This is a genomic window from Herbidospora solisilvae, assembly GCF_009901565.1.
Taxonomy (GTDB): Bacteria; Actinomycetota; Actinomycetes; order Streptosporangiales; family Streptosporangiaceae; genus Herbidospora; species Herbidospora solisilvae.
Genome location: NZ_WXEW01000001.1, coordinates 1135425 through 1157457, shown reverse-complemented (window position 1 = coordinate 1157457; position 22033 = coordinate 1135425). Strand labels below are relative to the sequence as shown.

22 protein-coding genes are annotated in these 22033 nt (G+C 72.5%); 19 read left to right on the top strand and 3 right to left on the bottom strand.

Going from position 1 to position 22033, the window contains the following annotated elements:
* Window positions 1-2: 2 nt before the first annotated feature.
* Entirely contained in the window at window positions 3-1724 is a 1722-nt protein-coding gene (locus GT755_RS04820; RefSeq protein ID WP_161478449.1) for a 2-isopropylmalate synthase, read from the bottom strand.
* 327 nt (window positions 1725-2051) lie between these two features.
* On the opposite strand from GT755_RS04820, the gene GT755_RS04815 reads away from it, so the two are divergent.
* From GT755_RS04815 to GT755_RS40930, 3 genes are all read left to right on the top strand, one after another.
* Entirely contained in the window at window positions 2052-3005 is a 954-nt protein-coding gene (locus GT755_RS04815; protein WP_161478448.1) for a UbiA family prenyltransferase, read from the top strand.
* A gap of 442 nt (window positions 3006-3447) precedes the next feature.
* Complete coding sequence (locus GT755_RS04810) at window positions 3448-4155, top strand: sensor histidine kinase (protein ID WP_161478447.1); 708 nt, start codon at window positions 3448-3450, stop codon at window positions 4153-4155.
* Window positions 4136-4804: a response regulator gene (locus GT755_RS40930; RefSeq protein ID WP_161478446.1), complete on the top strand. Its 669-nt coding sequence runs from the start codon at window positions 4136-4138 to the stop codon at window positions 4802-4804. The genes GT755_RS04810 and GT755_RS40930 overlap by 20 nt, the downstream gene beginning before the upstream one ends.
* Here the strand turns inward: GT755_RS40930 and GT755_RS04800 are convergent.
* A complete protein-coding gene (locus GT755_RS04800; RefSeq protein ID WP_161478445.1) occupies window positions 4780-5694 on the bottom strand; it encodes an aldo/keto reductase in 915 nt (304 codons plus the stop codon). The genes GT755_RS40930 and GT755_RS04800 overlap by 25 nt on opposite strands.
* 249 nt (window positions 5695-5943) lie before the next feature.
* On the opposite strand from GT755_RS04800, the gene GT755_RS04795 reads away from it, so the two are divergent.
* The gene (locus GT755_RS04795) at window positions 5944-7377 is read left to right on the top strand and encodes an AfsR/SARP family transcriptional regulator (protein ID WP_161478444.1); all 1434 of its coding nucleotides are present in this window, start codon (window positions 5944-5946) and stop codon (window positions 7375-7377) included.
* On the opposite strand, the gene GT755_RS04790 is transcribed toward GT755_RS04795, so the two are convergent.
* Window positions 7358-8896, bottom strand: coding sequence for an FAD-dependent monooxygenase (locus GT755_RS04790; RefSeq protein ID WP_161478443.1), 1539 nt, complete (start codon window positions 8894-8896; stop codon window positions 7358-7360). The two genes, GT755_RS04795 and GT755_RS04790, sit on opposite strands and share 20 nt — an antisense overlap.
* Window positions 8897-9030: 134 nt before the next feature.
* Between GT755_RS04790 and fabG the strand changes: the two genes are divergently transcribed.
* The 15 genes from fabG to GT755_RS04715 are packed head-to-tail and all read left to right on the top strand — an operon-like array spanning window position 9031 to window position 22032.
* Window positions 9031-9780: a 3-oxoacyl-ACP reductase FabG gene (fabG, locus tag GT755_RS04785; RefSeq protein ID WP_161478442.1), complete on the top strand. Its 750-nt coding sequence runs from the start codon at window positions 9031-9033 to the stop codon at window positions 9778-9780.
* Between the two features lie 21 nt (window positions 9781-9801).
* Complete coding sequence (locus GT755_RS04780) at window positions 9802-10092, top strand: acyl carrier protein (protein ID WP_161478441.1); 291 nt, start codon at window positions 9802-9804, stop codon at window positions 10090-10092.
* Window positions 10089-10562, top strand: coding sequence for a 3-hydroxyacyl-ACP dehydratase FabZ (gene fabZ, locus GT755_RS04775; protein ID WP_161478440.1), 474 nt, complete (start codon window positions 10089-10091; stop codon window positions 10560-10562). Before GT755_RS04780 ends, fabZ begins: the two co-directional genes overlap by 4 nt.
* Window positions 10563-10566: 4 nt before the next feature.
* Window positions 10567-11619 (top strand): aminomethyl transferase family protein, encoded by a 1053-nt coding sequence (locus GT755_RS04770; protein WP_161478439.1) that lies wholly within the window; start codon window positions 10567-10569, stop codon window positions 11617-11619.
* A gap of 28 nt (window positions 11620-11647) precedes the next feature.
* A complete protein-coding gene (locus GT755_RS04765) occupies window positions 11648-13888 on the top strand; it encodes a beta-ketoacyl-[acyl-carrier-protein] synthase family protein (protein WP_161478438.1) in 2241 nt (746 codons plus the stop codon).
* A gap of 11 nt (window positions 13889-13899) precedes the next feature.
* A complete protein-coding gene (locus tag GT755_RS04760) occupies window positions 13900-14607 on the top strand; it encodes a nitroreductase family protein (protein WP_285580219.1) in 708 nt (235 codons plus the stop codon).
* Window positions 14604-15833 (top strand): FAD-dependent oxidoreductase, encoded by a 1230-nt coding sequence (locus GT755_RS04755; protein WP_161478436.1) that lies wholly within the window; start codon window positions 14604-14606, stop codon window positions 15831-15833. Before GT755_RS04760 ends, GT755_RS04755 begins: the two co-directional genes overlap by 4 nt.
* Window positions 15830-16699, top strand: coding sequence for an alpha/beta fold hydrolase (locus GT755_RS04750; RefSeq protein WP_161478435.1), 870 nt, complete (start codon window positions 15830-15832; stop codon window positions 16697-16699). Before GT755_RS04755 ends, GT755_RS04750 begins: the two co-directional genes overlap by 4 nt.
* Window positions 16699-17604, top strand: a complete 906-nt coding sequence (locus tag GT755_RS04745) for an ACP S-malonyltransferase (protein ID WP_161478434.1) — start codon at window positions 16699-16701, stop codon at window positions 17602-17604. Before GT755_RS04750 ends, GT755_RS04745 begins: the two co-directional genes overlap by 1 nt.
* On the top strand, window positions 17601-18014 hold the full coding sequence (locus GT755_RS04740) for a holo-ACP synthase (protein WP_161478433.1): 414 nt from the start codon (window positions 17601-17603) through the stop codon (window positions 18012-18014). Before GT755_RS04745 ends, GT755_RS04740 begins: the two co-directional genes overlap by 4 nt.
* On the top strand, window positions 18014-18853 hold the full coding sequence (locus tag GT755_RS04735) for an ester cyclase (protein WP_161478432.1): 840 nt from the start codon (window positions 18014-18016) through the stop codon (window positions 18851-18853). Before GT755_RS04740 ends, GT755_RS04735 begins: the two co-directional genes overlap by 1 nt.
* An 11-nt stretch (window positions 18854-18864) precedes the next feature.
* On the top strand, window positions 18865-19650 hold the full coding sequence (locus tag GT755_RS04730) for an alpha/beta fold hydrolase (protein ID WP_161478431.1): 786 nt from the start codon (window positions 18865-18867) through the stop codon (window positions 19648-19650).
* Window positions 19647-20102 (top strand): holo-ACP synthase, encoded by a 456-nt coding sequence (locus GT755_RS04725; protein WP_161478430.1) that lies wholly within the window; start codon window positions 19647-19649, stop codon window positions 20100-20102. The genes GT755_RS04730 and GT755_RS04725 overlap by 4 nt, the downstream gene beginning before the upstream one ends.
* Window positions 20099-21097, top strand: a complete 999-nt coding sequence (locus GT755_RS04720; protein WP_235965805.1) for a right-handed parallel beta-helix repeat-containing protein — start codon at window positions 20099-20101, stop codon at window positions 21095-21097. The genes GT755_RS04725 and GT755_RS04720 overlap by 4 nt, the downstream gene beginning before the upstream one ends.
* A complete protein-coding gene (locus GT755_RS04715) occupies window positions 21094-22032 on the top strand; it encodes an ABC transporter ATP-binding protein (RefSeq protein WP_161478428.1) in 939 nt (312 codons plus the stop codon). Before GT755_RS04720 ends, GT755_RS04715 begins: the two co-directional genes overlap by 4 nt.
* The last annotated feature ends 1 nt before the right edge of the window (window position 22033 follow it).

Here is a 22033-nt window from a genome sequence, read left to right as displayed (position 1 = left end):
GGTCAATGGCCGGCGGCGGCCAGATGGGCGTCCAGATGGCCGTCTCGGGCGAGGCGGTCGGCGGCGGCGCGGACCGCGGAGAAGGCCGCCGCCGCGACGTCCCTGTCGATGCCCGCGCCCCAGGCGACCGCTCCGCCGCTGCGGCACTCGGCGTAGATCACGGTCTCGTCGCCGGACCTGACCGTCTGGTCGGGGGTGAGGTCGTCGTGGTCGAGCGGCCGTCCGGTGCGGTGCACCACGTCGACCCGGATGCCCCACGGGCTCAGCACCGAGCCGAGGGCGCCGAACGCGTCCGCCTGGTCGCTGCCGACCTCGAACCCGCCGTCGACGTGCAGGGTCGCCGCGAGCGGTTCGCGGCCCACCGGGAGCGGGTCGGCCGGCTCGCCGTGGTAGAGGTACTCCTCGGAGAACAGCGCGCCGATCCGGTTCGGGCTCAGTTCGCCGCCGGCCGCGTCGGCGTGCCACTGCACCCGGGCGGACAGGTCGGCCTGCAGGCCGCGCGGCAGGTTCAGGCCGTGCCAGGCGCTCATCACGTAGGCCACGCCGCCCTTGCCGGACTGGCCGTTCACCCGGACCACCGCCTCGTACGTGCGGCCCACGTCCTTGGGGTCCAGCGGCAGGTACGGCACCTGCCACGGCAGCGCGTCGGGGGGCGTGCCCGTCTCCGCGCCCTGCCGGACGCGGGCGTCGAAGCCCTTCTTGATGGCGTCCTGGTGCGACCCGGAGAACGCGGTGTAGACGAGGTCGCCGCCGTAGGGGTGGCGCGGGTGGACCGGCAGCCCGGTGCACCGCTCGACCGTGCGCCGGACGGTGTTGATCTCCGAGAAGTCGACGCCGGGGTCGACGCCGTGGCTGTACATGTTCATCGCCAGGGTGACCAGGCAGACGTTGCCGGCGCGTTCCCCGTTGCCGAACAGGCAGCCCTCGACCCGTTCGGCGCCGGCCAGCAGGGCCAACTCGGCGGAGGCGACCGCGGTGCCCCGGTCGTTGTGGGGGTGCACCGACAGGCAGACGTGCTCGCGCCGGGACAGGTTGCGGTGCAGCCACTCGATCTGGTCGGCGAAGACGTTCGGGAGCGACCGCTCGACCGTCGTCGGGAAGTTCAGGATGATGCCGCGCCCGCGCTCGGGCTGCCAGACCCGCATGACGGCCTCGCACACCTCCAGGGCGAAGTCGGCCTCGGTCTCGTTGAACAGCTCGGGGGAGTACTGGTAGGCCAGGTCGCAGTCGGGCAGCATCCGCTCGGCGTGGCGCATCATCGTCCGGGTGCCCTGGACGGCCAGGTCGCGCACGCCCGCCCGGTCCAGGTTGAACACGGTGCGGCGGAACAGGGGGGAGGTCGCGTTGTAGATGTGCACGACCGCGCGGCGCGCGCCCTTCAGGGACTCCACGGTGCGCCGGATCTGGTCGTCACGGGCCTGGGTGAGCACGGTGATCGAGACGTCGTCGGGGATCCGGTCGCGCTCGATGAGCATTCGCACGAAATCGTGGTCGCTCCGGCTGGCCACCGGGAAACCGATCTCGATCTCCTTGTAGCCGATTCCCACGAGGAGGTCGAACATCAGGAGTTTCCGTTCGGGTGTCATCGGGTCGGCGAGTGACTGGTTGCCGTCCCGCAGGTCGGTGGAGAGCCACCGTGGCGCGGTGCTGATGCGGTTTCCCGGCCACGTGCGATCGGCCAGAACCAGGGGGGTGAATCCGGAATAGCGCTGGACACCTTTCATCGCCGTATTTCCTTTCCTGATGAATACCGGCGGGTAGAGGGAGCCCAGCCCGGTCTGACCTGTGCGATTACCGATGGGAACCCTGGTGGCGCCGAAGCTTGATATCCGGCATGAGGTTCCCTAAGGTTGGACTCGTTGAAAGTTGTACGATCCCTGTTTCGCTGGCCTCAAGCTAATAGGGGCCGCAGCGACCCGGCAAGAAAGGGTGTCGGCAGTTCGGGGAAAGTAGCCCCGAGTGGTAAGGGGAGTATCAAAAGTTGTATTCCCGCCTGCCACCCTCGGATCATCCCTCTTAACCGGGCTTTGATTCCGGCATAACAATCGGTCATGGCGAGCACCTGGGTATCGGGCCGGCCATCCGGACCTTCCGCCCTCAGACGCGCGACGAGAGCGCTGCGGTTCTGCGCGATCGAGGCCCGGCCGGCCGTACTGGCCGTGTCCATGCTGAGATTCCTGGCGGGGGCGATGCTGGCACTGCCGGTCGCCGCCGCCCCCGACCCGGCGAAGGTGCTGCAGGGCGCCGCCGCCTGGGTCTTGTCTATTTTTGCCATTTATGTGGGCAACGGCGTCTCGGACGTCCACGAGGACCGGGTCAACGGGTCCCGCCGGCCGATCGCCCGCAACGACCTGGATCCGCGCACGGCGACCGCGGCGGCCGCGGTCACCGCCGCCCTGTCGCTGGTGGCGACCGCCGGGCTGCCCCCCGCGATGACCTGGGTCATCGCGGCCAACCTGGTCCTCGGGTACCTGTACTCGGGCGCGCCCTTCCGCCTGAAGCGGCGCTCCGGCGGCACCGTCGCGGTGCTCTGCGGGTCGGGGCTGCTGGCCTACTGGGGCGGGTTCACCGTGGTCGTCAACGGGGCGGACGGGGCCACGCCGCTCAGCCTGATCATGTTCGCGACGGCCGCGACCTGCTGGATGACGCTCGTCGGCATCCCGGCCAAGGACCTGTCCGACATCGAGGGGGACGCCGCCGCCGGCCGGCGCACCATCGCGGTGATCTACGGCGCGCGTGCGGCCAGGAACGTCATGTCGGCCGCCGCGCTGCTCCTGGCGGGGTCATTCTGGGTGGCGAGCGTGGCGCTCTCGGCGCCGCTCGCCGAGACCGCGCTGGCAATGTTCGCCGGAGCGGTGGCGGTCACCCTGGCGGGCCGCGGCGCGGACGCCGCCGCCGCCCGGCGACGGCGGCGCAGGCCTTACCGGGCCTTCATGGCCACGCAATACGTGGTTCACATTACTGTCCTGTCCTCTAATATTGGGAAGGATATGTTGCTTTTGTGACGTAAGTGAGAGATTGTAGGCTCTCGCGCGTCCCAAATCGAGAGGGACTTCCTTGGGTGCTGATTTCGGGGCGGAGAGTGATCCGGCGAGATTCGTGGATGCGTGCCGGGCCGAAATCCTTGAGGAATTCGAGTCGGAGCTGCACGCCACCGGCAACACGCTCTCCACGGATCCGAACGCGGTTCGCCAGGCTCTTATGACGGCCCAGTACGTTCTCGACGACGTAGCCGCGACACTGCGCTCCGGAAAAGTGCAGGTCAACGAACTCCATAAGTTTCACGCCTGGGAAGTGGGCACCAGCAGGGCGGCTTCCGGAGTTCATCCGAAGGCTTCTCTTGAGGCGGGCTCACTTTTTTTCAGATCCGCGCTCACACATCTGGCGCGGCAAATTGCGGCCGGCTCCGACAACCCCACCGACGTCTTCGCGCTGGTCGCCACCGGCATGGAGGAGAGCCTGTCGCGCCGGGTCAAGGAGGCCTCCGAGAGTTATCACGGGTTCCTGCTCAACCAGGTCCAGCAGGCGCAGGAGGAGGAGCGCCGCCGGATCGCGCGCGACCTGCACGACCGGATCGGGCACGGCGTCAGCGTCGCGCACCAGCAGCTCGCGCTGTCGGAGCTGCACCGTGGCACCGACCCCGCCAGGGCGGCCATCAAGCTCGGAGTCGCCCAGCAGGCGATTCAGGAGGCGATGGAGCACCTCCGCCAGATCACCTCGGAACTGCACCCGCAGACGACGGTCAAGAGCCTGGAGAAGGCGCTGCTCGGGTTCCTGGAGGCGATCGAGGACGACGGGGTGTCGGTCGGCCTGGACGTGAACGGCGACGAGTCGTGGGCCGAGCCGCGGGTCCTGGACGAGTCCTTCCTGATCATCCGCGAGGCGACCAGGAACGCGCTGACCCACGGCGGGCCGTCGGTGGTCCTCATGCGGGTCGACATCGCCCCGCACGAGCTCCAGGCGTTCGTCCAGGACAACGGCCGGGGCTTCGAGCCGTCCCGGGCCCGGGGCCGCGGCGTGGGACTGGCGTCGATGCGGGAGCGGGCCGAGCTGCTCGGCGGCCGGCTGACGATCACCAGCGCCCCCGGCAGCGGCTGCCGGGTCGACCTGTCCATCCCGCTCAAGAGGCAGTCCCGTGAGTCCGACGAGCTCTAGCGGGAAGATCTCGATCGCGCTCGTCGACGACCACGCCCTGTTCCGCGAGGGCCTGCGCGAGATCCTCGAATCCACCGCCGACCTGGTCATCGCCGGAGAGGCGGGCAACTCCTCCGACGCCGTGCGGCTCGTGCGGGACACCCGCCCGGACGTGGTGCTGCTGGACGTGGAGATCCCCGGCGACGACGTGCTGGAGACCGTCACCCGGATCCGGGCGTTCTCGCCGGCCACCCGGATCATCATCCTGAGCATGTACGACGGGCCGCACCTCCTCACCCGCCTGCTGGCGGCCGGGATCAGCGGCTACCTGCTCAAGAGCATCCACCGGCACGAACTGTTCGCGGCCGTGCGCGGCGTCTACGAGGACCCGGGCCGGGTCGTGCTCGCCGTGTCCCGCACGAGCCTGGCCCAGGTCGAGGGCCCGCAGCCGGGAGTGCTGACCGACAAGGAGAAGGAGATCCTGCAGCTGGCCGCGCAGGCGCTGAGCAACCTCCAGATCGCCCGCCGGCTCGGGCTGGCCGAGGCGACCGTCAAGCGGCACATGCGCAACATCTTCGTCAAGCTCAACGCGGTCTCCCGGATCGACGCCGTCAACAAGGCGACGGCCGCGTCGCTGATCCCGGGTCAGAGCAGGAGGGAGTCCGACTGATCCGCCGTCCCGGGCGGGAAGATCCGGCTGAGCTCGTCGCGGATGCCCGGGGCGAGCCGCACCTCGGAGGCGGACAGGTTCATCTCCAGATGCACCTCGTCGCGGGTGCTCGGCACCGGCACGACGTGGTCGCCCTGGGACAGCAGCCAGCCGAGCGCCAGCCGGCCCGCGCCCAGGTCCAGCCGGGCGGCGACGTCCTCGACCGCGCGCAGCGGGTCCTGGCCGCGGCGCAGGCCGTCGGGGTGGAAGCGGGGGTCGCCGCGCCGCCAGTCGCCGGGCGCCAGCTGGTCGGCGGAACGGATGCGGCCGGTGAGGAAACCCCGGCCGACCGGGCGGGCGGCCACCACGCTGACGCCCAGCCGCCGCGCCTCGGCCAGCAGGCCGGGCTGGGCGCGCAGTCCCCACAACGAGTACTCCACCCCGAGCGCGGCCACCGGATGGACGGCGCTGGCCTCGCGGAGCTGGTGCAGCGTCCCGTCGGACAGCCCGACATGGCGCACCTTCCCGGCTCTGACCAGGTCGGCCAGCCCGGACATGCTCTCCTCGACCGGGGCGTCCCGGCTGGGGGAGCGCAGGTAGTAGAGGTCGATGGCCTCCACGTCGAGGCGTTTCAGCGAGGCCTCGCACGCCTGCGCGGTGCCGCTCCCGCGGGTGCAGACCACGACCTCCTGGCGGCGGCCCGCGACCGCCCGGCCGATCAGGCGCTCGACCTGGCCGTCGTCGTAGAGGTCGGCGGTGTCGACGATGCTGACGCCGGCGTCCAGCGCGCGGCCGATCAGGTTGAGCGCGTCGCCGGGTTCCACCGCCCCGTACGCCCCGGACAGCGCGAGGGTGCCGAGCCCGATATTGGAGATCACCGGGCCGTAGCGGCCGAGTCTGGTAAAACGCAATTTCCCCCCTCGGCGAGCCCTGTGTCCGTCAAAGTCCCGTCAAAAGCGTACAGTGACGGTTCGTCCGCTGCCGGTTTGGCGGGGGAAATAGGGGAACCCCCGCCGGGCGGTGGGGTGGGGGGTAACAGGGGGTGGCTAGGGGTGCCGGGGTGCGGGGCCGCTGATTAGGTTCGGAGTCAGTGGAATCTGTGCGGGAGAGATTATGGAAATTGCTCGACATCATCTCTTCGAGAATATATGGGCCCGATGATGGACGGCGGTTTCATATTCCGGGTGCTCGGCCCCATGCAGGTCCTGCGCGACGGCGCCGAGTTGCGGATCTGCGCCAGCCGTGAACTGGCGATCCTGGCCAGCCTGGTGCTCAACGCGGGGCGCGCGGTCAGCGTCGACCGCCTGATCGAGACCGTCTGGACGGAGTCCGCGCCCCCCAGCGCGCGCCGCCAGATCGCCATCTGCGTGTCCCGGCTCCGCCGTGTCCTGGGCGCCGGCGTGATCGAGACGTCCAGCCCCGGCTATCTGATCCGCCCCGCCCCCGACAGCATCGACTGGTTGCGGTTCCAGTCCCTGGTGGCCCGTTCCCGGGGTGAGGCCGCGGGCAAGAACCGCGAGCAGGCGGTCCGGCTGCTGCGCGAGGCGCTCGCGCTCTGGCGCGGCAACCCCTTCGAGGACATCCGGGGCCTGCGCTACGACGTGGCCCGGATGGAGGAGTCCCGGCTGGAGGCCGCCGAGGCCTGCCTGGAGCTGGAGATCGAGCTGGGCCACCACCACGAGGTGATCCCCGAACTGCTGGCGCTGGTCGCCGAACACCCGTTCCGTGAGCGGGTCAGGGCCCAGCTCATGCTGGCCCAGTACCGGGCCGGCCGGCGCGCCGACGCGCTGCGCGCCTACCAGGAGACCCGCCGCTACCTGCGCGACCAGATCGGCCTGGAGCCCGGCCCCGCGCTGCGCCACCTGCACGAGCGCATCCTGCGCGACGAGTCCGGCCTGATGCGGCAGCCCGCGCACCGGGCCGGCGCGGTCGTGGTGCCGTCCCAGCTCCCGCCCCGCGTCCTGCCGTTCGTCGGGCGCGGGGAGGAACTGGCCGCGCTGGACGCGGTGCTGCGGCCCGACCCCGAGACGGCGCTGCCCGGCACGACCGTGCTGAGCGGCCCGGCCGGCATCGGCAAGACCGCGCTGGCGTTGCGGTGGGCGCACGACCGGGCCGGCTGGTTCCCTGACGGACACCTGTTCGCCGACCTGGAGGAGACCGAGCCCGCCGCCGTGCTGGGACGGTTCCTGCGCGCGCTCGGCGTGCCCCGCGCCGACATCCCCGCCGACCGCGACGAGAAGGTCGCGCTGTTCCGCAGCTGGACGGCCCGCCGCCGGATGGTCGTGGTGCTGGACGGGGCCAGGGACGCCGCCCAGGTGCTGCCGCTGCTGCCCGGCGGCGCCGACTGCCGGGTGATCGTGACCAGCACCGACCCGCTGGACGAGCTGGTGGCCCGGCAGGGCGCGCACCGCGAGTTCGTCCGGCCGCTCGCCGCCGAGGCCGCCAGGGAACTGGCCGGTCTGCTGGCCGGCCCGGCCGGGGCGCAGGCCGTGACCGATCTGCTGGCGCACTCCTCCGGCAACCCGCTGCGGTTGCGGATGGGGGCCGCCCGCATCCGCTCCCTGGCCGGGTCGGTCACGTCCGGCACAGGATGACGTCGAGGGCCTTCTCCAGTTCGGCGTGGTCGCCGCCCCGGGTGCGCCAGCCGACGTGGCCGTCGGGGCGTACCAGGACCGCGCCCTCCGGGCCGACGCCGTACGCCTCGGCCCACTCCGCCGAGTCGATCTTCATCACCTTCACCCCCGGCGCCCCGGCCCAGCCGCTGCCGGCCGCGGTGAGCAGCGTGAACGCCGGGCCGAGCAGGTCGAGCGTGGACACGCCGGGCGACACCCAGACGTGCGGGGCGCGGTGGCCCGGCCGGGCGGTCGGCACGTACGTCCGGTAGGGATCGGCCGGCGCGGGGGCCGGCGTGCCGTCCGGGATGACGGCGGCCGAGTCGTAGTGGAAGCCCAGCACCAGTCCCTCCGACCCGCGCCGCCCCGCCTGCCGCTCGATGGCCTCGTGCATGGACAGCCGCCCGGCCATCATCTGGGCCGTGATCATGGCGTTGACCAGGCTCTCGTCCACGGTGCGCACCGCGATCGGGCGGCGTTCCTCCGCGTAGGTGTCCAGCAGTCGCGGGCCGGCCTCGCCGCGCAGGACGGCGGCCAGCTTCCAGGCCAGGTTGTGCGCGTCCTGGATGCCGCAGTTCATGCCGAACCCGCCCTGCGGGGTGGCCACGTGCGCGGCGTCCCCGGCCAGGTAGACGGGGTCCCTGGCGAACGCGGCGGCGACCACGGCCTGCTGGAGCCAGGGCATCACGCCGACGATGTCGACCGGGTGGTCGGGGATGCCGATCGCCGAACGCACGGCGGCCAGGCAGTACTCCTCGGTGAAGTCGTCGGCGCTGCCGCCTCTGGCGGGGTCGTACCCGGTCTGCATGATCCAGCGGCGGCGGTTGTCGACCGCCTCGATCGCGCCGCCGGGGGTGCTGCGGACGAAGGAGAGGGCGGCGCGGCGGCCCGGGGGCAGGAAGTCGAAGTCGGCGTCGAACATGATGCTGACCATGTGCCCGAGCGGGGGCGGGCCTTCCACGGCGATGCCGAGCCGCTCGCGGATCGTGCTGCGGCCGCCGTCGGCGGCGATGAGGTAGCGGGCCCTGACCCGGGTGGCGGCCCCGTCCGCGACCACCGTCGCCTCGACCCCGTCGGGGTCGATCCGCAGGTCGGTCATGGTGGTGCCGAAGCGCACGTCGGCGGCCGACCCGGCGACCCTGCGCATGATCACTTCGAGGATGTCCTGGGAGCACAGATAGGTGTAGGTCGGGCTCTGCGCCGCGTCCTCCGCGATGGCCGCCGCCTTGCGCAGATAGTCGCCGGCGCTCAGCGAGGTGCCCACGCCGACCGCCAGCACGTCCTCGCGCGGCATGCCGGCCCGCTCCACCTCGTCCTGGATGCCCCAGGAGCGCAGGATCTCCATCGTCCGGGTGGAGATGAGCCGCGCTTTCGGGAAAAGCGATGTATCCGGATGTTTTTCTACGAGTAACGAACGTATTTCGTGCCGGGACAACTCGATGGACGCCGCCAGCCCGACCGGGCCGCCGCCCACTATCAAAACCTCGACGTTCTCGTCCACGGGGACAGAATCATATGCCGCCAAATGCGCGTCAATGCTCGGATAACCCGGTGATACAGGCGTGATATCGCGCCTTAGTAGCTTGATTCTTGAAGTTTCGGACTATTTCCGAGTTCGATTGTCTGGAGACGACGATGCTCTTTGCCGAAGGCTCCGTGGCCCTGGTTACGGGCGGCTCCCGCGGCATCGGCCGGGCCGTCGCGCTCGACCTCGCCGCCGAGGGCGCGCACGTGATCGTCAACTACGCCCGCTCCGAGGCCGACGCCAAGGAGGTCGTCACCCTCATCGAGGAGCGCGGCGGCACCGCGACGGCCGTCCGCGCGGACGTCACCGACGAGGACGCGGTGCGGGCGATGTTCCGCGAGGTCCGCGCCGTCCAGGGCCGGCTGGACATCCTGGTGACCAGCGCCGGCATCACCCTGGACCGCTACCTCGTCGCGATGAACCTGGAGCAGTTCCGCACGCCGATGGACGTCAACATGACCGGCACCTTCCTGGCCTGCCGGGAGGGCCTGCGGCTGATGCAGCACCAGCGCCGCGGCGCGATCGTGACGCTGTCCTCCACCAGCGGCCTGGACGGCGGCTTCCCCGGCCAGACCAACTACGTGGCGTCCAAGGGCGCGATCATCGCGTTCACCCGGGCGCTGTCCAACGAGGCCGCCCCCCACGGGGTGCGCGCGAACGTCGTCGCGCCCGGTTTCGTCGCCACCGACATGACCCGAAAGGTGCCCGCCGAGATCAGGAAGCAGTACGAGTCCCGCATCCGGCTGGGCCGGATGGGGCGGCCCGAGGAGATCGCCTCGATCGTCAGCTTCCTCGCATCCGACAAGGCGTCCTACATCTCCGGCTCTGTCGTGGTCGCCCACGGCGGCGGCCTCGGCTGAAGAACCCAACCTGGAGGACAGATGACCGTCGACGAGCTGCGTGCCAAGGCCGCCGAGCGTCAGCAGACGTGCAGCCAGATCAAGAAGATGATCGTGTCCCGCCTCGACCTGGAGGTCGAGCCCGACTGGATCACCGACGACCAGCCGCTCTTCGGGCGCGGCCTCGAACTCGACAGCCTGGACGTGCTGGAGCTGTACGTCGCGATCGAGGCCGAGTTCGGGGTGGCCCTGTACGACAGCGAGATGGCGGTCTTCGGCTCCATCTCCCGCCTCGCCGACGAGGTCGACCCGCGGCTCAGGGCGAGCGCATGACGATCGTGGCGGCGGCCCCCGTCACCGGGCTGACCAACGACCAGATCCGCGAGGTGCTGCCGCACCGCTGGCCGATGTTGCTGCTGGACCGGGTCGGCAAGGTCGAACCCGGCGTCAAGGGCACGGCGACCAAGAACGTCACCGGCACCGAGTTGTGGTTCCAGGGCCACTTCCCGACCGAGGCGGTGCTGCCCGGCGTGGTGATCATCGAGGCCATGGCGCAGCTCGCCGGCGTGGTCTTCGCCCTGGCCGGGGCCAGCCGGATCAGTTACCTGGCCGGGGTCAGGTCGATGCGGTTCCGCCGCCCGGTCGTCCCCGGCGACCGGCTCACCCTCACTGCCGAGCGGACCGGAGGCGGCGCGGGCTTCGCCGAGTTCCGGGTCTCGGCCCGGGTCGACGGCCAGGTCGCCGCCGAAGGAAACCTCACCATCGTCGATCCGGCGGGCAACGCCGCCGCAGGAAAGGTGTGACCAGATGACGCTCACGCACCCCGAGGGCACCGTTCACGGCCAGGTGGGCGACGCCACCGTCCCGCTCCGCTTCACCGACCTGTCGACCGAGTACGGCGTGCTCAGGGACCGGGCGGTGGCGCTCGACCTGAGCGGGCACACGCTGGTCGAGATCAGCGGCCCCGCCGCGGTCGACTTCGCGCAGCGGGTGCTGGCCCGCGACGTCGAGTACCTGACCTCCGAGCGCTGCATGATGAGCCTGGTGCTGGACGACGACGGGCGGGTCGTCGACCAGGTCCTGGCGTTCGGCCGGGAGGACGGGCTGCTGCTGGAGAGCTCGGTCGGGGCGGGCACCCGGCTGATCGAGCATCTGCGGGCCCACAACGACGAGGGCGTGGAGATCGTCGACCGGTCCGCCGACCTGACCGTGATCGGTCTCGAAGGCCCGTACGCCTGGGGCGTCGTCGGCCGCCTGATCGACGGCGAGCTGGCCTCGCTGCCCTTCGAGGCGGTGTCGGACACCGTGTGGAACGACGTCGAGATCGTCTTCGCCCGGACCGGGTTCACCGGCGAGTACGGCTACCAGATGATCGTGCCGGTCGAGTCGGCCGCCGACCTGTGGCGGGCCACCCTGGAGCACGTCACCCCCTCCGGGCAGGAGGCGCTGGAGCTGGCCATGCTGGAGGTGCGCCAGCCCATCCCGCGGCTGGAGACCGCCGGCGACGCCGACGTGATCGAGATCGGCGCCAACTGGCTGGTCGACGTCACCAAGGACGAGTTCGTCGGCAAGGAGGCCGTGCTCGCCGCGTTCGAGTCGCGGCAGGGCCGCAGGACCGTCGGCTTCTCCGGCGGCGACGTCGTGCCCGAGCCGGGCGCGCGCGTCCTGGCCGGCGGCGAGGACGTCGGCGAGGTGGTGTTCGCGGTGCGCAGCGTCGGCCTCGGCGCGACCCTCGGCCTGGCCAGGGTGGAGGCCGGGCTGGCCGCCGCCGGGCTGGAGCTCACCGTGGAAGGCGCCGGCGTGACCACGCTGACCAGCCCTTACATCGTGCCCAAGAGCTGGAGCATCCCGATCATCTGATCGGTTCCGCCAGGTAAGGAGATCCAGTATGGCGCTGCGGCCCGTCGTCGTCACCGGCCTGGGAGTCATCTGTGCCGTCGGCCGAGACCCCGAAGAGTTCTGGCACCGGCTCACCACCGGCCAGGGCGGCCTCACCCCCATCCAGGACCCGGCCTTCGAGGTCTTCGAGGCCCGGTACGCCGGACAGGTCCCGGACGAGTGGGTCACCGGGCAGCTGCCCGAGCCCGACACCACCCTGGACCGCACCGCCGCGCTCGCCCTGATCGCCGCCCGTCAGGCGATCGCCCAGGCGGGGCTGACCGGCGTCGAGGCCACCCGGTTCGGGATGATCCTCGGCAAGTGCCAGGCCACCCCCGACGCGGCCGGCCACTACCAGCCCATGCACCACACCCAGGACGTGATCGCCGACCGGCTGGGCATGCGCGGCCCCCGCATCCTGGTGTCCACGGCCTGCGCGGCCGGCGGCAACGCGGTCGGGCTGGCCAAGGACAAGATCCGCGCCGGGGAGGCCGACGCCGTCCTGGCCGGCGGCGTCGACCCGCTGCTGTTCGGCACCTACGCCGGCTTCGCCGGGCTCAAGGCCCTGAGCACCGGCCCGTGCCGGCCCTACAGCCACTCCGACGGCCTGAACCTCGGCGAAGGAGCCGCGTTCCTGCTGCTGGAGCCGCTGGACCTGGCGCTGGCCCGGGGCGCGGTCCCGCTGGCCGAGGTCGCCGGGTACGGCCTGTCCGCCGACGCCTACCACGCCACCGCCCCCGACCCCACCGGCCGCGGCGGGGTGTCGGCGATGCGGCGGGCGCTCGCCGACGCCGGCCTGACCACCGGCGACGTCGGCTACGTCAGCGGGCACGGCACGGGCACCCCGGCCAACGACGCCATGGAGGCCAAGGTCATGCGCACGGTCTTCGGGCCGCGCGCCGGGCAGGTGCCGACCAGCAGCATCAAGTCGTTCGTCGGCCACACCCTGGGCGCGGCCGGCGCGGTCGAGGCGGTCGCCGCCGTGCTCGCCCTGCGCGACGGCGTCGCGCCCCCCACGATAGGCTTCGACGCCGACGCCGTGCCGGGCGACCTGGACTTCGTGCCGAACCAGGCGCGAGAGCTCTCGACCGGCACGGTCGTCTCCAACAACTACGCCTTCGGCGGCAACAACGTCTCGCTGGTCCTGACCACACCCGGCCCCGACCGGGAGTGGGCGGAACCGGCGCCGCGGGAGGCCGTGATCACCGGGCTCGGGCCGGTCAGCGGGCTCGGGGCCGGCGTGGCCGAGACCACCGAGGCCATCCTGGCCGGCCGCCGGGCACCGGGCGCGCGGCCCTCCCTGGAGGGCCGGACGTTCGCGCCCCGCTCGCTCTGGCGGCACATGAACAACCTGTCCAGGATGGCCATCGCGGCCGCCCGGCTGAGCTGGGAGGACGCCGGGCTGAAGCTGCCCAGGAAGGAACTCGACGACGTCGCGCTGGTGTTCGCCACCGGCGCCGGGTCGGCCGAGAGCACCGGCGGCTTCGACGACAGCATCGCGGCCAACCCGAACAAGCCCGCCGTGCTCAGCTTCTCCAACGTGGTGCTGAACGCCACCGGCGGCGCGGTCTGCCAGACCCTCGGGTTACGCGGGCCGACCACGACGATCTGCAACGGCGGGGCGTCGGCGTCGATCGCGCTGACCTGCGCGCTGGAGATGATCAGGGACGGCAAGGCCGATGTGGTCCTGGTGGTGGCCGCCGACGAGCACGTCGGCGTGGTCCCCCAGGACGTGTTCGTGTCGCCGTACGACCGGGACTCGACACGGGTGCCCGGGTCGGCGGCGGTCGCGTTCGTGGTGGAGGCCGCCGACCACTGCGCGGCGCGGGGCGGGGCCCCGTACGCGCGGGTGCTGGAGGCCGGTCACGTCAGCGGGCCCTTCGACGGGCTCACCGGCCTCGCCGGGCTCACCGAGCCGCTCGACCTGGTGGTCGGCGCGGCCACCGGCGGCGGCGACGACGCCGAGGAGGCCGCCTCCGTGCTGGCCGCGCTGCCGGGCGTGCCGCTGACCGCGTCGGCCGGGCTCACCGGCGACTGCCAGGCCGCGACCGGCGCCCTCAACATCACGCTGGCCGCGCTCGCGATCAGGGACGGGGTCGCGCCCGCCCTGACCGGGCTGGCCACGCCGGTGGCCGGCGGGCTCGCCGACTACCTGGGCGAACCGGAGCTGCCGGAGCCGGCCCGGCGGGCGCTGGTGCTCAGCTCCGCGCCCGGCTCGGTGCGCGGCGCCGTCGTGCTGGGGGCGATATGACCCTCTTCGAGGTGAGCGAGACCGATCGGCTGCTGACCACGACCCGGTCCGTACGCCGCCGTCTGGACCTGGACCGGCCGGTGCCCAGGGAGATCGTCGAGGAGACGCTGGAGATCGCCGTCCAGGCGCCCACCGCGAACAACCACCAGAACTGGCGCTGGCTCGTGGTCAGCGAGCCCGCCGTCAAAGAGAAGATCGCCGAGATGACCCGGGCGTCCTGGTTGTTCCACCGCAACGACGTGTGGACCAACGCGGGGCGGCGGCGGAACACGGCGCAGGCCCGCCGCAACAACGCGTCGGTGGTCGCGCTGGCCGAGACGATCGCGCGGGTGCCGATCCTGGTCATCCCGTGCGTGCTCGGCCGCCCGCCGGACATCGAGGCGATCGACGCCGCCTGGCGGGAGCGCATGTCGACCAAGCCGCCGGAGGACCCGGGCCACCACGTCCGGCTCGGCCCGATGCGGGCCAGCATCTTCTACGGCTCGATCTTCCCCGCCATCTGGTCCTTCCAGCTGGCGCTGCGCAGCCGCGGCCTCGGCAGCACGATCACCTGCATGCACATCCCGCACGAACGGCAGGTCGGCGAGCTGCTGGGCATCCCGTCCGGGGTGACGCAGGTCTGCATGATCCCGGTCGCCTACACGGTGGGCACCGACTTCCGCCCGGCGGACCGGGTCGGCGCGAAGGAACGCACGTACTGGGAGAGGTGGGAGGCATGACCGATGTCGTGATCGTCGGAGGCGGCATCGCGGGCGCGTCGGCGGCCTGCCGACTGTCCGCCGGTGGGCTGGAGGTCGTGCTCCTGGAGAAGCAGCGGGCCTACCACGATCTGGTCCGCGGTGAGTGGCTGGCCCCCTGGGGCATCCGCGAGGCGCAGCGGCTCGGCGTCTACGACTGCTTCGGGGCGGGCGGAGCCTGGGAGATCCGCGAGTGGATGACCTGGGACGAGGCGGTCGGCGACGACGAGGTGGAGGCCGTGGACATGACCGGGTTCATCCCCGGCGTCGGCGGCCCGATGTCGTTCCCGCACCACGCGGTGTGCGAGCTGATGGCCGCGCAGGCCGTGGGGTCGGGCGCCCGCCTGGTGATGGACGCCTCCCGCATCCGCGTCGCCGCCGGACCGGAACCCGTCGTCACCTACCAGACCGCCGAGGGCGAGCACGAGATCCGCCCGAGGATGGTGCTCGGCGCGACCGGCCGGGGCTGCACCGTCGGGCGGCAGATCGGCGTCACCATGCGCAACTCCATGCACCACTGGGGCGGCGGCATGATGGTCGAGGGCCTGGACGCCTGGCCGGCCGACGTGCAGGCCATGGGCACCGAGGGCGACGTGATGTTCATGGTCTTCCCGCAGGGGTACGGCCGCGCCCGCCTCTACCTGAACTTCCCCGCCGAGAACAAGCTGCGCTACCGGGGCGAGGGGGGCGTCGAACGGTTCCTGGCCGCGTTCGAGCTCGACTGCCTGCCCGACCGCGGCAAGGCCGTCACCGAGGCCGTCCCGGCCGGGCCGCTGTCGGTGTGGCCGTCGGTGTCGAGCGTGCCGGAGGGGCCGCCGCTGGCCGAGGGCGTGGTGCTGATCGGCGACGAGGCCGGCAACGCCGACACGGTGCTCGGCACCGGGCTCTCCTGCGCGATGCGCGACTCCCGGACCGTCTGCGACATCCTGCTCGGCTCCGGCGACTGGTCGCCGGCGGCGTTCGAGCCGTACGTGCGGGAGCGCGAGTTCCGGCTGGACCGGCTGGCGTTCGGCGCCGACATCGTCAGCCGGCTGCACGTGGAGTTCGGCCCCGAGGCGGTGGAACGCCGCCGGCGGGCCCGCCGGTTGATGGCGAAGAACTTCGCCGCCCAGGTCACGGGCCTGCTGAACATGGTGGCCCCCGAAGATGTGCCCGAGTTCGGATTCAGCGAGTTCTTCGCGGAACGGTTGTTCAGGGAGACGGCATGACCGAGAAGAAGACGGTGCGCGTCAACGACGTCGACATCGCCTACGTGGACGAGGGCGAAGGCGACCCCGTCATCCTGCTGCACGGCTACCCCGACTCCTCCTACCTGTGGCGGCACCAGATCCCGGCGCTCGTCGACGGCGGATTCCGGGTGATCGCGCCCGACCTGCGCGGCTTCGGCGACTCCTCCAAGCCGCAGGAGATCGAGGCGTACCGCATGCAGACGATCGTCAACGACGTCGTCGCGCTCACCAGCAGGCTCGGCATCCGCCGCCCGCACGTGGTCGGCCACGACTGGGGCGCGGCCATCGCCTGGATGTACGCGTTCCTGATGCCCCGCAGGATCGACCACCTGGCCGTGTTGTCCGTCGGCCACCCCGGGGTGTTCGCGCGGCCGTCCATCGAGCAGCGCGCGGCCTCCTGGTACATGCTGCTCTACCAGTTCCCCGGGATCAGCGAGGAACTGCTGCGCCGCAACGGCTGGCGGCTGTTCAAGGAGATCATGGGCAGGGAGGGCGACCACGACCGCTACCTGCGCGACATGGCCCGGCCCGGCGCGCTGACCGCCGGCCTGAACTGGTACCGCGCGAACCGCTCGCCCGAGGCGGAGCTGCGGCCCGCCCGGCCGTTCCCGCCGGTCCTGGCCCCGACCCTGGGCATCTGGGGGTCCCGCGACCAGGCGCTGCGCGAGGAGGGCATGCTCGGCTCGGCCAAGTTCGTGAAGGGCCCGTGGCGGTACGAGCGGGTCGAGGAGGCCGGCCACTGGATTCCGCTCGACGCCCCCGAACTGGTCAGCAAGCTGCTGCTGGGCTTCCTCGGCACGGAGGACTCGGCCCAGGCCGAACGACGCCCGCGCAGGCGGCTCTGATGCTCGGCTACCTGTTCCCCGGTCAGGGCACCGTCCGGGTCGGCATGGGCGCCTGGTTGCGCCGCCGGCCGGTCGCCCGCGCCGTGCTCGACGAGGTGGACGGACTCCTGACCCACCCGATCTCGGCGTTGTGCGTGCGCGGCCCGCTCGACCGGCTGGTGGCCACCGAGCACGCGCAGCTCGCGGTGACCGCGTGCAACCTGGCGGCGCTGGCCGTCCTGCGGGAGGAGGGCTATGAGCCGGGCGTGGTGGCCGGGCACAGCGTCGGCGAGCTGACCGCGCTGCACGCGGCCGGGGTGCTCGGGCTCGCCGACACGGTCCGCCTGGTGGAGACCAGGTCGCGGCTGATGTCGCGGGTCGGCGTGACGGGCGGGATGCGCGCGGTGATGGGCCTGCCGGTCGAGCGGGTCGAGGAACTGGCCGCGCTGGCCCAGGCCCCGGAGGAGCCGCTCGTGGTCGGGCTGGAGAACGCGCCCGGACACGTGGTCGTCTCCGGTTCGACGGCGGCGCTGGACCGGCTGACCGGCCTGGCCGCCGACGCCGACAAGATCGTGCCGCTGTCGGTGGGCAACGCCTTCCACTCGCCGTTGATGGCCGCGGCCGTGCCGGGATGGGCCGAGGCCGTCCGGGCCGCGCCGATGGCGGCGCCCCGGGTGCCGGTCGTCCCCAACGTCACCGGCCGGCCCACCGAGGACCTCGACGTGCTCAGGGACGCGCTGATCGCCCAGCTCACCGGCCGGGTCCGCTGGACGGACACCGTCACGGTGGTGGACGCGCTCGGGCTCGCCGTCGAGGTGGGCGACAGCAAGGTGCTGGCCGGGTTGTCCCGCCGGGCCGGCGCGCGCTGCCTGAGCATGGCCGACCCCGGCACGCTGCGCCGGCTGGCCAGGGAGTTCGCGGCATGAGCCGGTGGGGCAGCGCCATGGTCGCCTTCGCGGGGCTCACCCGGCCGCAGGACCTGCTGGACGGCATGCGGATCGAGGACGTCTACACCCCGGCCGAACGGCTGCGCTCCGGCGCCGGCCGGTCGCTCCAGCACTGGGCCGGCCGGCTGGCCGCCAAGCGCGCCGTCCTGCGCCTGCTCGGCGTCCCGCCGACGGCCGAGCACCTGGCCCAGGTCGAGGTCCTGCCCCGCCCCACCGCGGCCTGCGCCCGCACCGCCGCCTGCAACGACGGCCATCCCCCTTCCGTCCGGCTCGGCCCCGCCCTCGCGACCCGGATCGACCAGCGCATCCGGCTCTCGCTCAGCCACACGTCCGGCCGGGCGCTGGCGATGGCCGTGGCGTCGGCCGAGCTCCGCGAAGAGGAGGCGTGATGGACGCCAGGAAGATCGCCGAAGCGCATCTGGAGGCGTGGCGGAACGCCGACCCCGCCGCCGTGGCCGCCGCCGTCACCGCGTTCCAGGACCCCGACACCGCTGGCTGGCTGAGCGGCGACGCGCTGACCGCGCACGCGGCGGCCGTCCTGGGGCGGTTCAGGAACCCGCGCCTCCAGGTCGAGCAGGTGACGGGAGACGCCGACGCCGCGACCGTCTGGTGGACCGTCGAAGCCGACCACCGTGCCTCCTACCTGGGCATTCCCGGCGTCGGCGGCGTCGTCAGGATCAGCGGGACCGACCTCGTCACCGCCGAGGGGCGGGTCAGGCGCTCCTTCGACCGGCTGGCCGTCGCCGAGGCGCTCGGGTACCGGGCCGCCTTCGTGCCGGCCGCCGACGAGGTGCGCGAGTTCGGGGTCAGCGCACGGGCGGCGAGCGGCCGTACCGACCGGCCCGGCGCGTTCACCCTCACCTGGGTGGAGGTCCGCGACCCGGCGGAGGCCGCCGAGGTGGACCTGCTCAGCGTGGAGATCGTCAAGGGGCTGCGGGCATCCAAGGGCTTCCTCGGGGTCGCCACGTTCGACGTCGGCGACCGCAAGTACACGCTCGCCGCCTTCGACCGGCCCGAGTCGGTGCGGGCCGTGCACGCCCGCCCGCACCAGCGGGCGGTGCGCAGATTCTTCAAGGCCGGGCTCAGCGCCCGCGCCCTCACCAGCGTCCTGATCCCCGAGACCGTCCGCGAGTACGCCCGCTGCGCCGACTGCGGCACCGTGGTCCGGCTCGCCGACGGCGCGGCCTGCGGCTGCGGGTGGACGCCCGCCGACGTCCCCCTACTGTGACGGGAGCAACGATGACCGACTTCACCTTCGAGCACGCGCCGGGGGACGGCGACCGGCCGACCGTGGTGTTCATGTCCGCGCTCTTCGCGGGCGGCTGGATCTGGGAGCACCCCTACCGGCGCCTGGCGGCGGCGGGGGTGCCGGTGCTCCGCACCCACGAGGCCATCTGCGCCCTCGACCGGCGGGTGGCGGGGTCGATCGAACGGCTCGGCGACGCGCTCCTGTCGGCCTGCGACGAGGTCGGCGCGCGGGACGTGGTCGTGTGCGCCAACTCGCTCGGCGGGCTCGTCGCGATCGACCTCGCCGGGCGTCACCCCGACCGGGTGCGCGGCATCGTGGTCAGCGGCGCCCCCGGCCTCACCCCCGACCCCGACGTCGGCCTCAGCTTCGACCGGCGGGCCAGCGTGCGGCCGGTCGGCGCGGAGTTCGGCGAGCGGATGATGGCCGCGCTCTTCCACGGCGAGGAGCGGTTCTTCACCCAGGAGCAGATGGACGGCGTCGGCACCATGCTGCTGGCGCCCGAGGCGATGGTCAGCATGGCCCGCAGCATCAAGGCCACCCGCCGCTACCAGGTCAGGCCCGCGCTGGACAAGGTGCGCTGCCCGTCGGCGTACGTGTGGGGCCGGCACGACCGGATGACCCCGGTCGACCCCTGGCTGGAGCTGCTCGCCGAGTACCCCGAGGCCGAGGTCGTCGTCGTGGCCGACAGCGGCCACATCCCGATGATCGAACGGGCCGCCGAGTACACCGCGATCCTGGAGTCGTTCCTGGACCGGCACGGCCGGGTGCCCGCATGACCGCCGTCCTGGTCGGGGTGGACATCGTGTCGGCCGACCGGTTGACCAGGGCCGCCGCGCGCGGCGGCGCGACCTTCGCCCGCCACCTCGCCACCCGCGCCGAACGTGACCGCGGCCTGGACGCGGCGACGTTCCCGGTCAAGGAGAGCCTGATCAAGGCCGTCGGGGGCCGCCCGCCCGGCTTCAGCTGGCACGACTTCGAGGCCGCGCCGGAGCCGCCGCCGCCCTGGGTCGGCGAGCTGCTCGACGAGGCGGCCGCCGAGCTCACCGCCGCCACCGGCCTGACCCTGACCGCCGGCGCGGCGTACGTCCTGCGCGGCGCCTGCCGGGAGGCCGCCCGGCTCCGCCTGGACGGCCCGGTGGCGGGCGCGGCCCGCTGGGGGAGCGGCGCGGGGCTGCTCGTCTCCCTCGCCGTCGTCCACGTCGACAGGAAGGACGCCCGATGTCCATGACCACAACCGTCCGGCCCGGCGGGTCGATCCAGGCCGCCCTGGACGAGGCGGGCCCCGGCGCGACGATCCTGCTCGACGCGGGGGAGTACCCGGGGAACGTCTGGATCAGGCACGACGGGGTGACCCTGCGCGGGGAGGGGGCCGTGCTGCTCCCCGGAGCAGGGGTCCGCCCCGACGTCCCGAAACTGCACGACGCGGGCGCGGACGTGGTCTCCGGCGTCGTCGCGTACGGCGTCCGCGACGTCACCGTCGCCGGGCTGACCGTGCGCGGCTTCTCCGGCGCGGGCGTCTACGCCCACTCCGTCACCGGCCTCGCCGTCCACGACGTGACCGCCGTGGACAACGCCGTGTGGGGTGTCTACGTGCGGGAGGGCGCCGGCTGCGAGGTGCTGCGGTGCCGGGCCTCCGGCAGCCAGTACGGCGGCGTCGCGGTCAGTTTCTGCGGCCGGGGCGAGGCGCTCATCGAGGGCAACGAGACCTTCGCCAACGCGTTCGGCGTGTTCGTCGACAACTCCAGCGGGGTGCGGGTGCTGCGCAACGTCAGCCACGGCAACGCCATCGGGCTGATGCTGCTCAACCAGACCTACGAGGGCGAGCCGGACGGCGGGGTGCGCGACTGCCTGGTCGCCGGCAACGTCGTCCACGGCAACGGCCTGGCTTCCGGCGGCGACGACCCCGGCGCGCTGGGCGCGGCGGGCCCGCCGATCTCGGGGGTGGGGATCGCGCTGATCGGCACCGAGCGGGTCTGCGTGGTCGACAACGACGTCCACGACAACCACCCCAGCGGCGAGTCGGTGATGGGCGCCGCGTTCGTGATGGGCTCGTCCAAGGGCTGGGGCGGCGACGACGCGGTCGCCAACCACGTCCTGTGGAACAGGGTCACCGGCAACACGCCGCTGGACTACCAGCTCGGCGTCGACCTCGCGCTCCAGACCTTCGCCGGCAACGTGGCCGCCAAGGGAGAACCCGCCGAGGCGCTGGGGTGGCGGCCATGACCGACACGCTGACCTGCGCGAATCTCAGCAAGAGCTACGGCGGCGTGGTCGCCGTGCGCGACGTCGGCTTCACCATCGCGCCGGGGGAAGCGTACGGGCTGCTGGGCCCGAACGGCGCGGGCAAGACCACCACGATCTCCATGCTGGTCGGCCTGCTCAAGCCCGACACGGGCACGGTCGTGGTCGGCGGCGCGGACCTTTCCGCCGACCCGATGGCGGCCAAGGCGAAGATCGGCTACGTCCCCCAGGAGATCGCCCTCTACCCGGATCTGACCGGCCGGGAGAACCTGCGCTTCTTCTGCCGCCTGTTCGGCCTCCCGCGCAAGGCGGTGCGCGCGCGGGTGGAGGAGGTGCTCGACCTGGTCGGCCTCGCCGACCGCGCCGACGCCAAACTCGACACCTACTCCGGTGGCATGAAGCGGCGCATCAACATCGGCGCCGCCCTGCTGCACCGCCCCGAGCTGCTCATCCTGGACGAGCCCACGGTCGGCGTCGACCCGCAGAGCCGCAAGTCCATCCTGGACGGCCTCGAACGCCTGGTGGCCGACGGCATGGCCCTGCTCTACACCTCCCACTACATGGAGGAGGTGGAGCGCGTCTGCGACCGGATCGCCATCGTCGACCACGGCTCCATCGTCGCCGAGGGCACCCGCCACGAGCTGGTCGCGCTGGTCGGCGGGGCCGACCGGATCGAGCTCACCCTGGACGGCGACGTCGACACCGCGCTCGCCAAGCTGCGCGGCCTGGGCGGCGTCACCGAGGCGGTCCGCACCGCGGCCGGATCGGTCCGGCTGATCGCCGAAGGCGGCCGGTACCTGCTGCCCTCGGTCATCTCCACGGTCGACGGCATCGCCGCCGTCACCGCCGTCGAGGTCGTCGAACCCGACCTCGAGGCCACTTTCCTGCACCTCACCGGCAACACGCTCAGGGACTGAC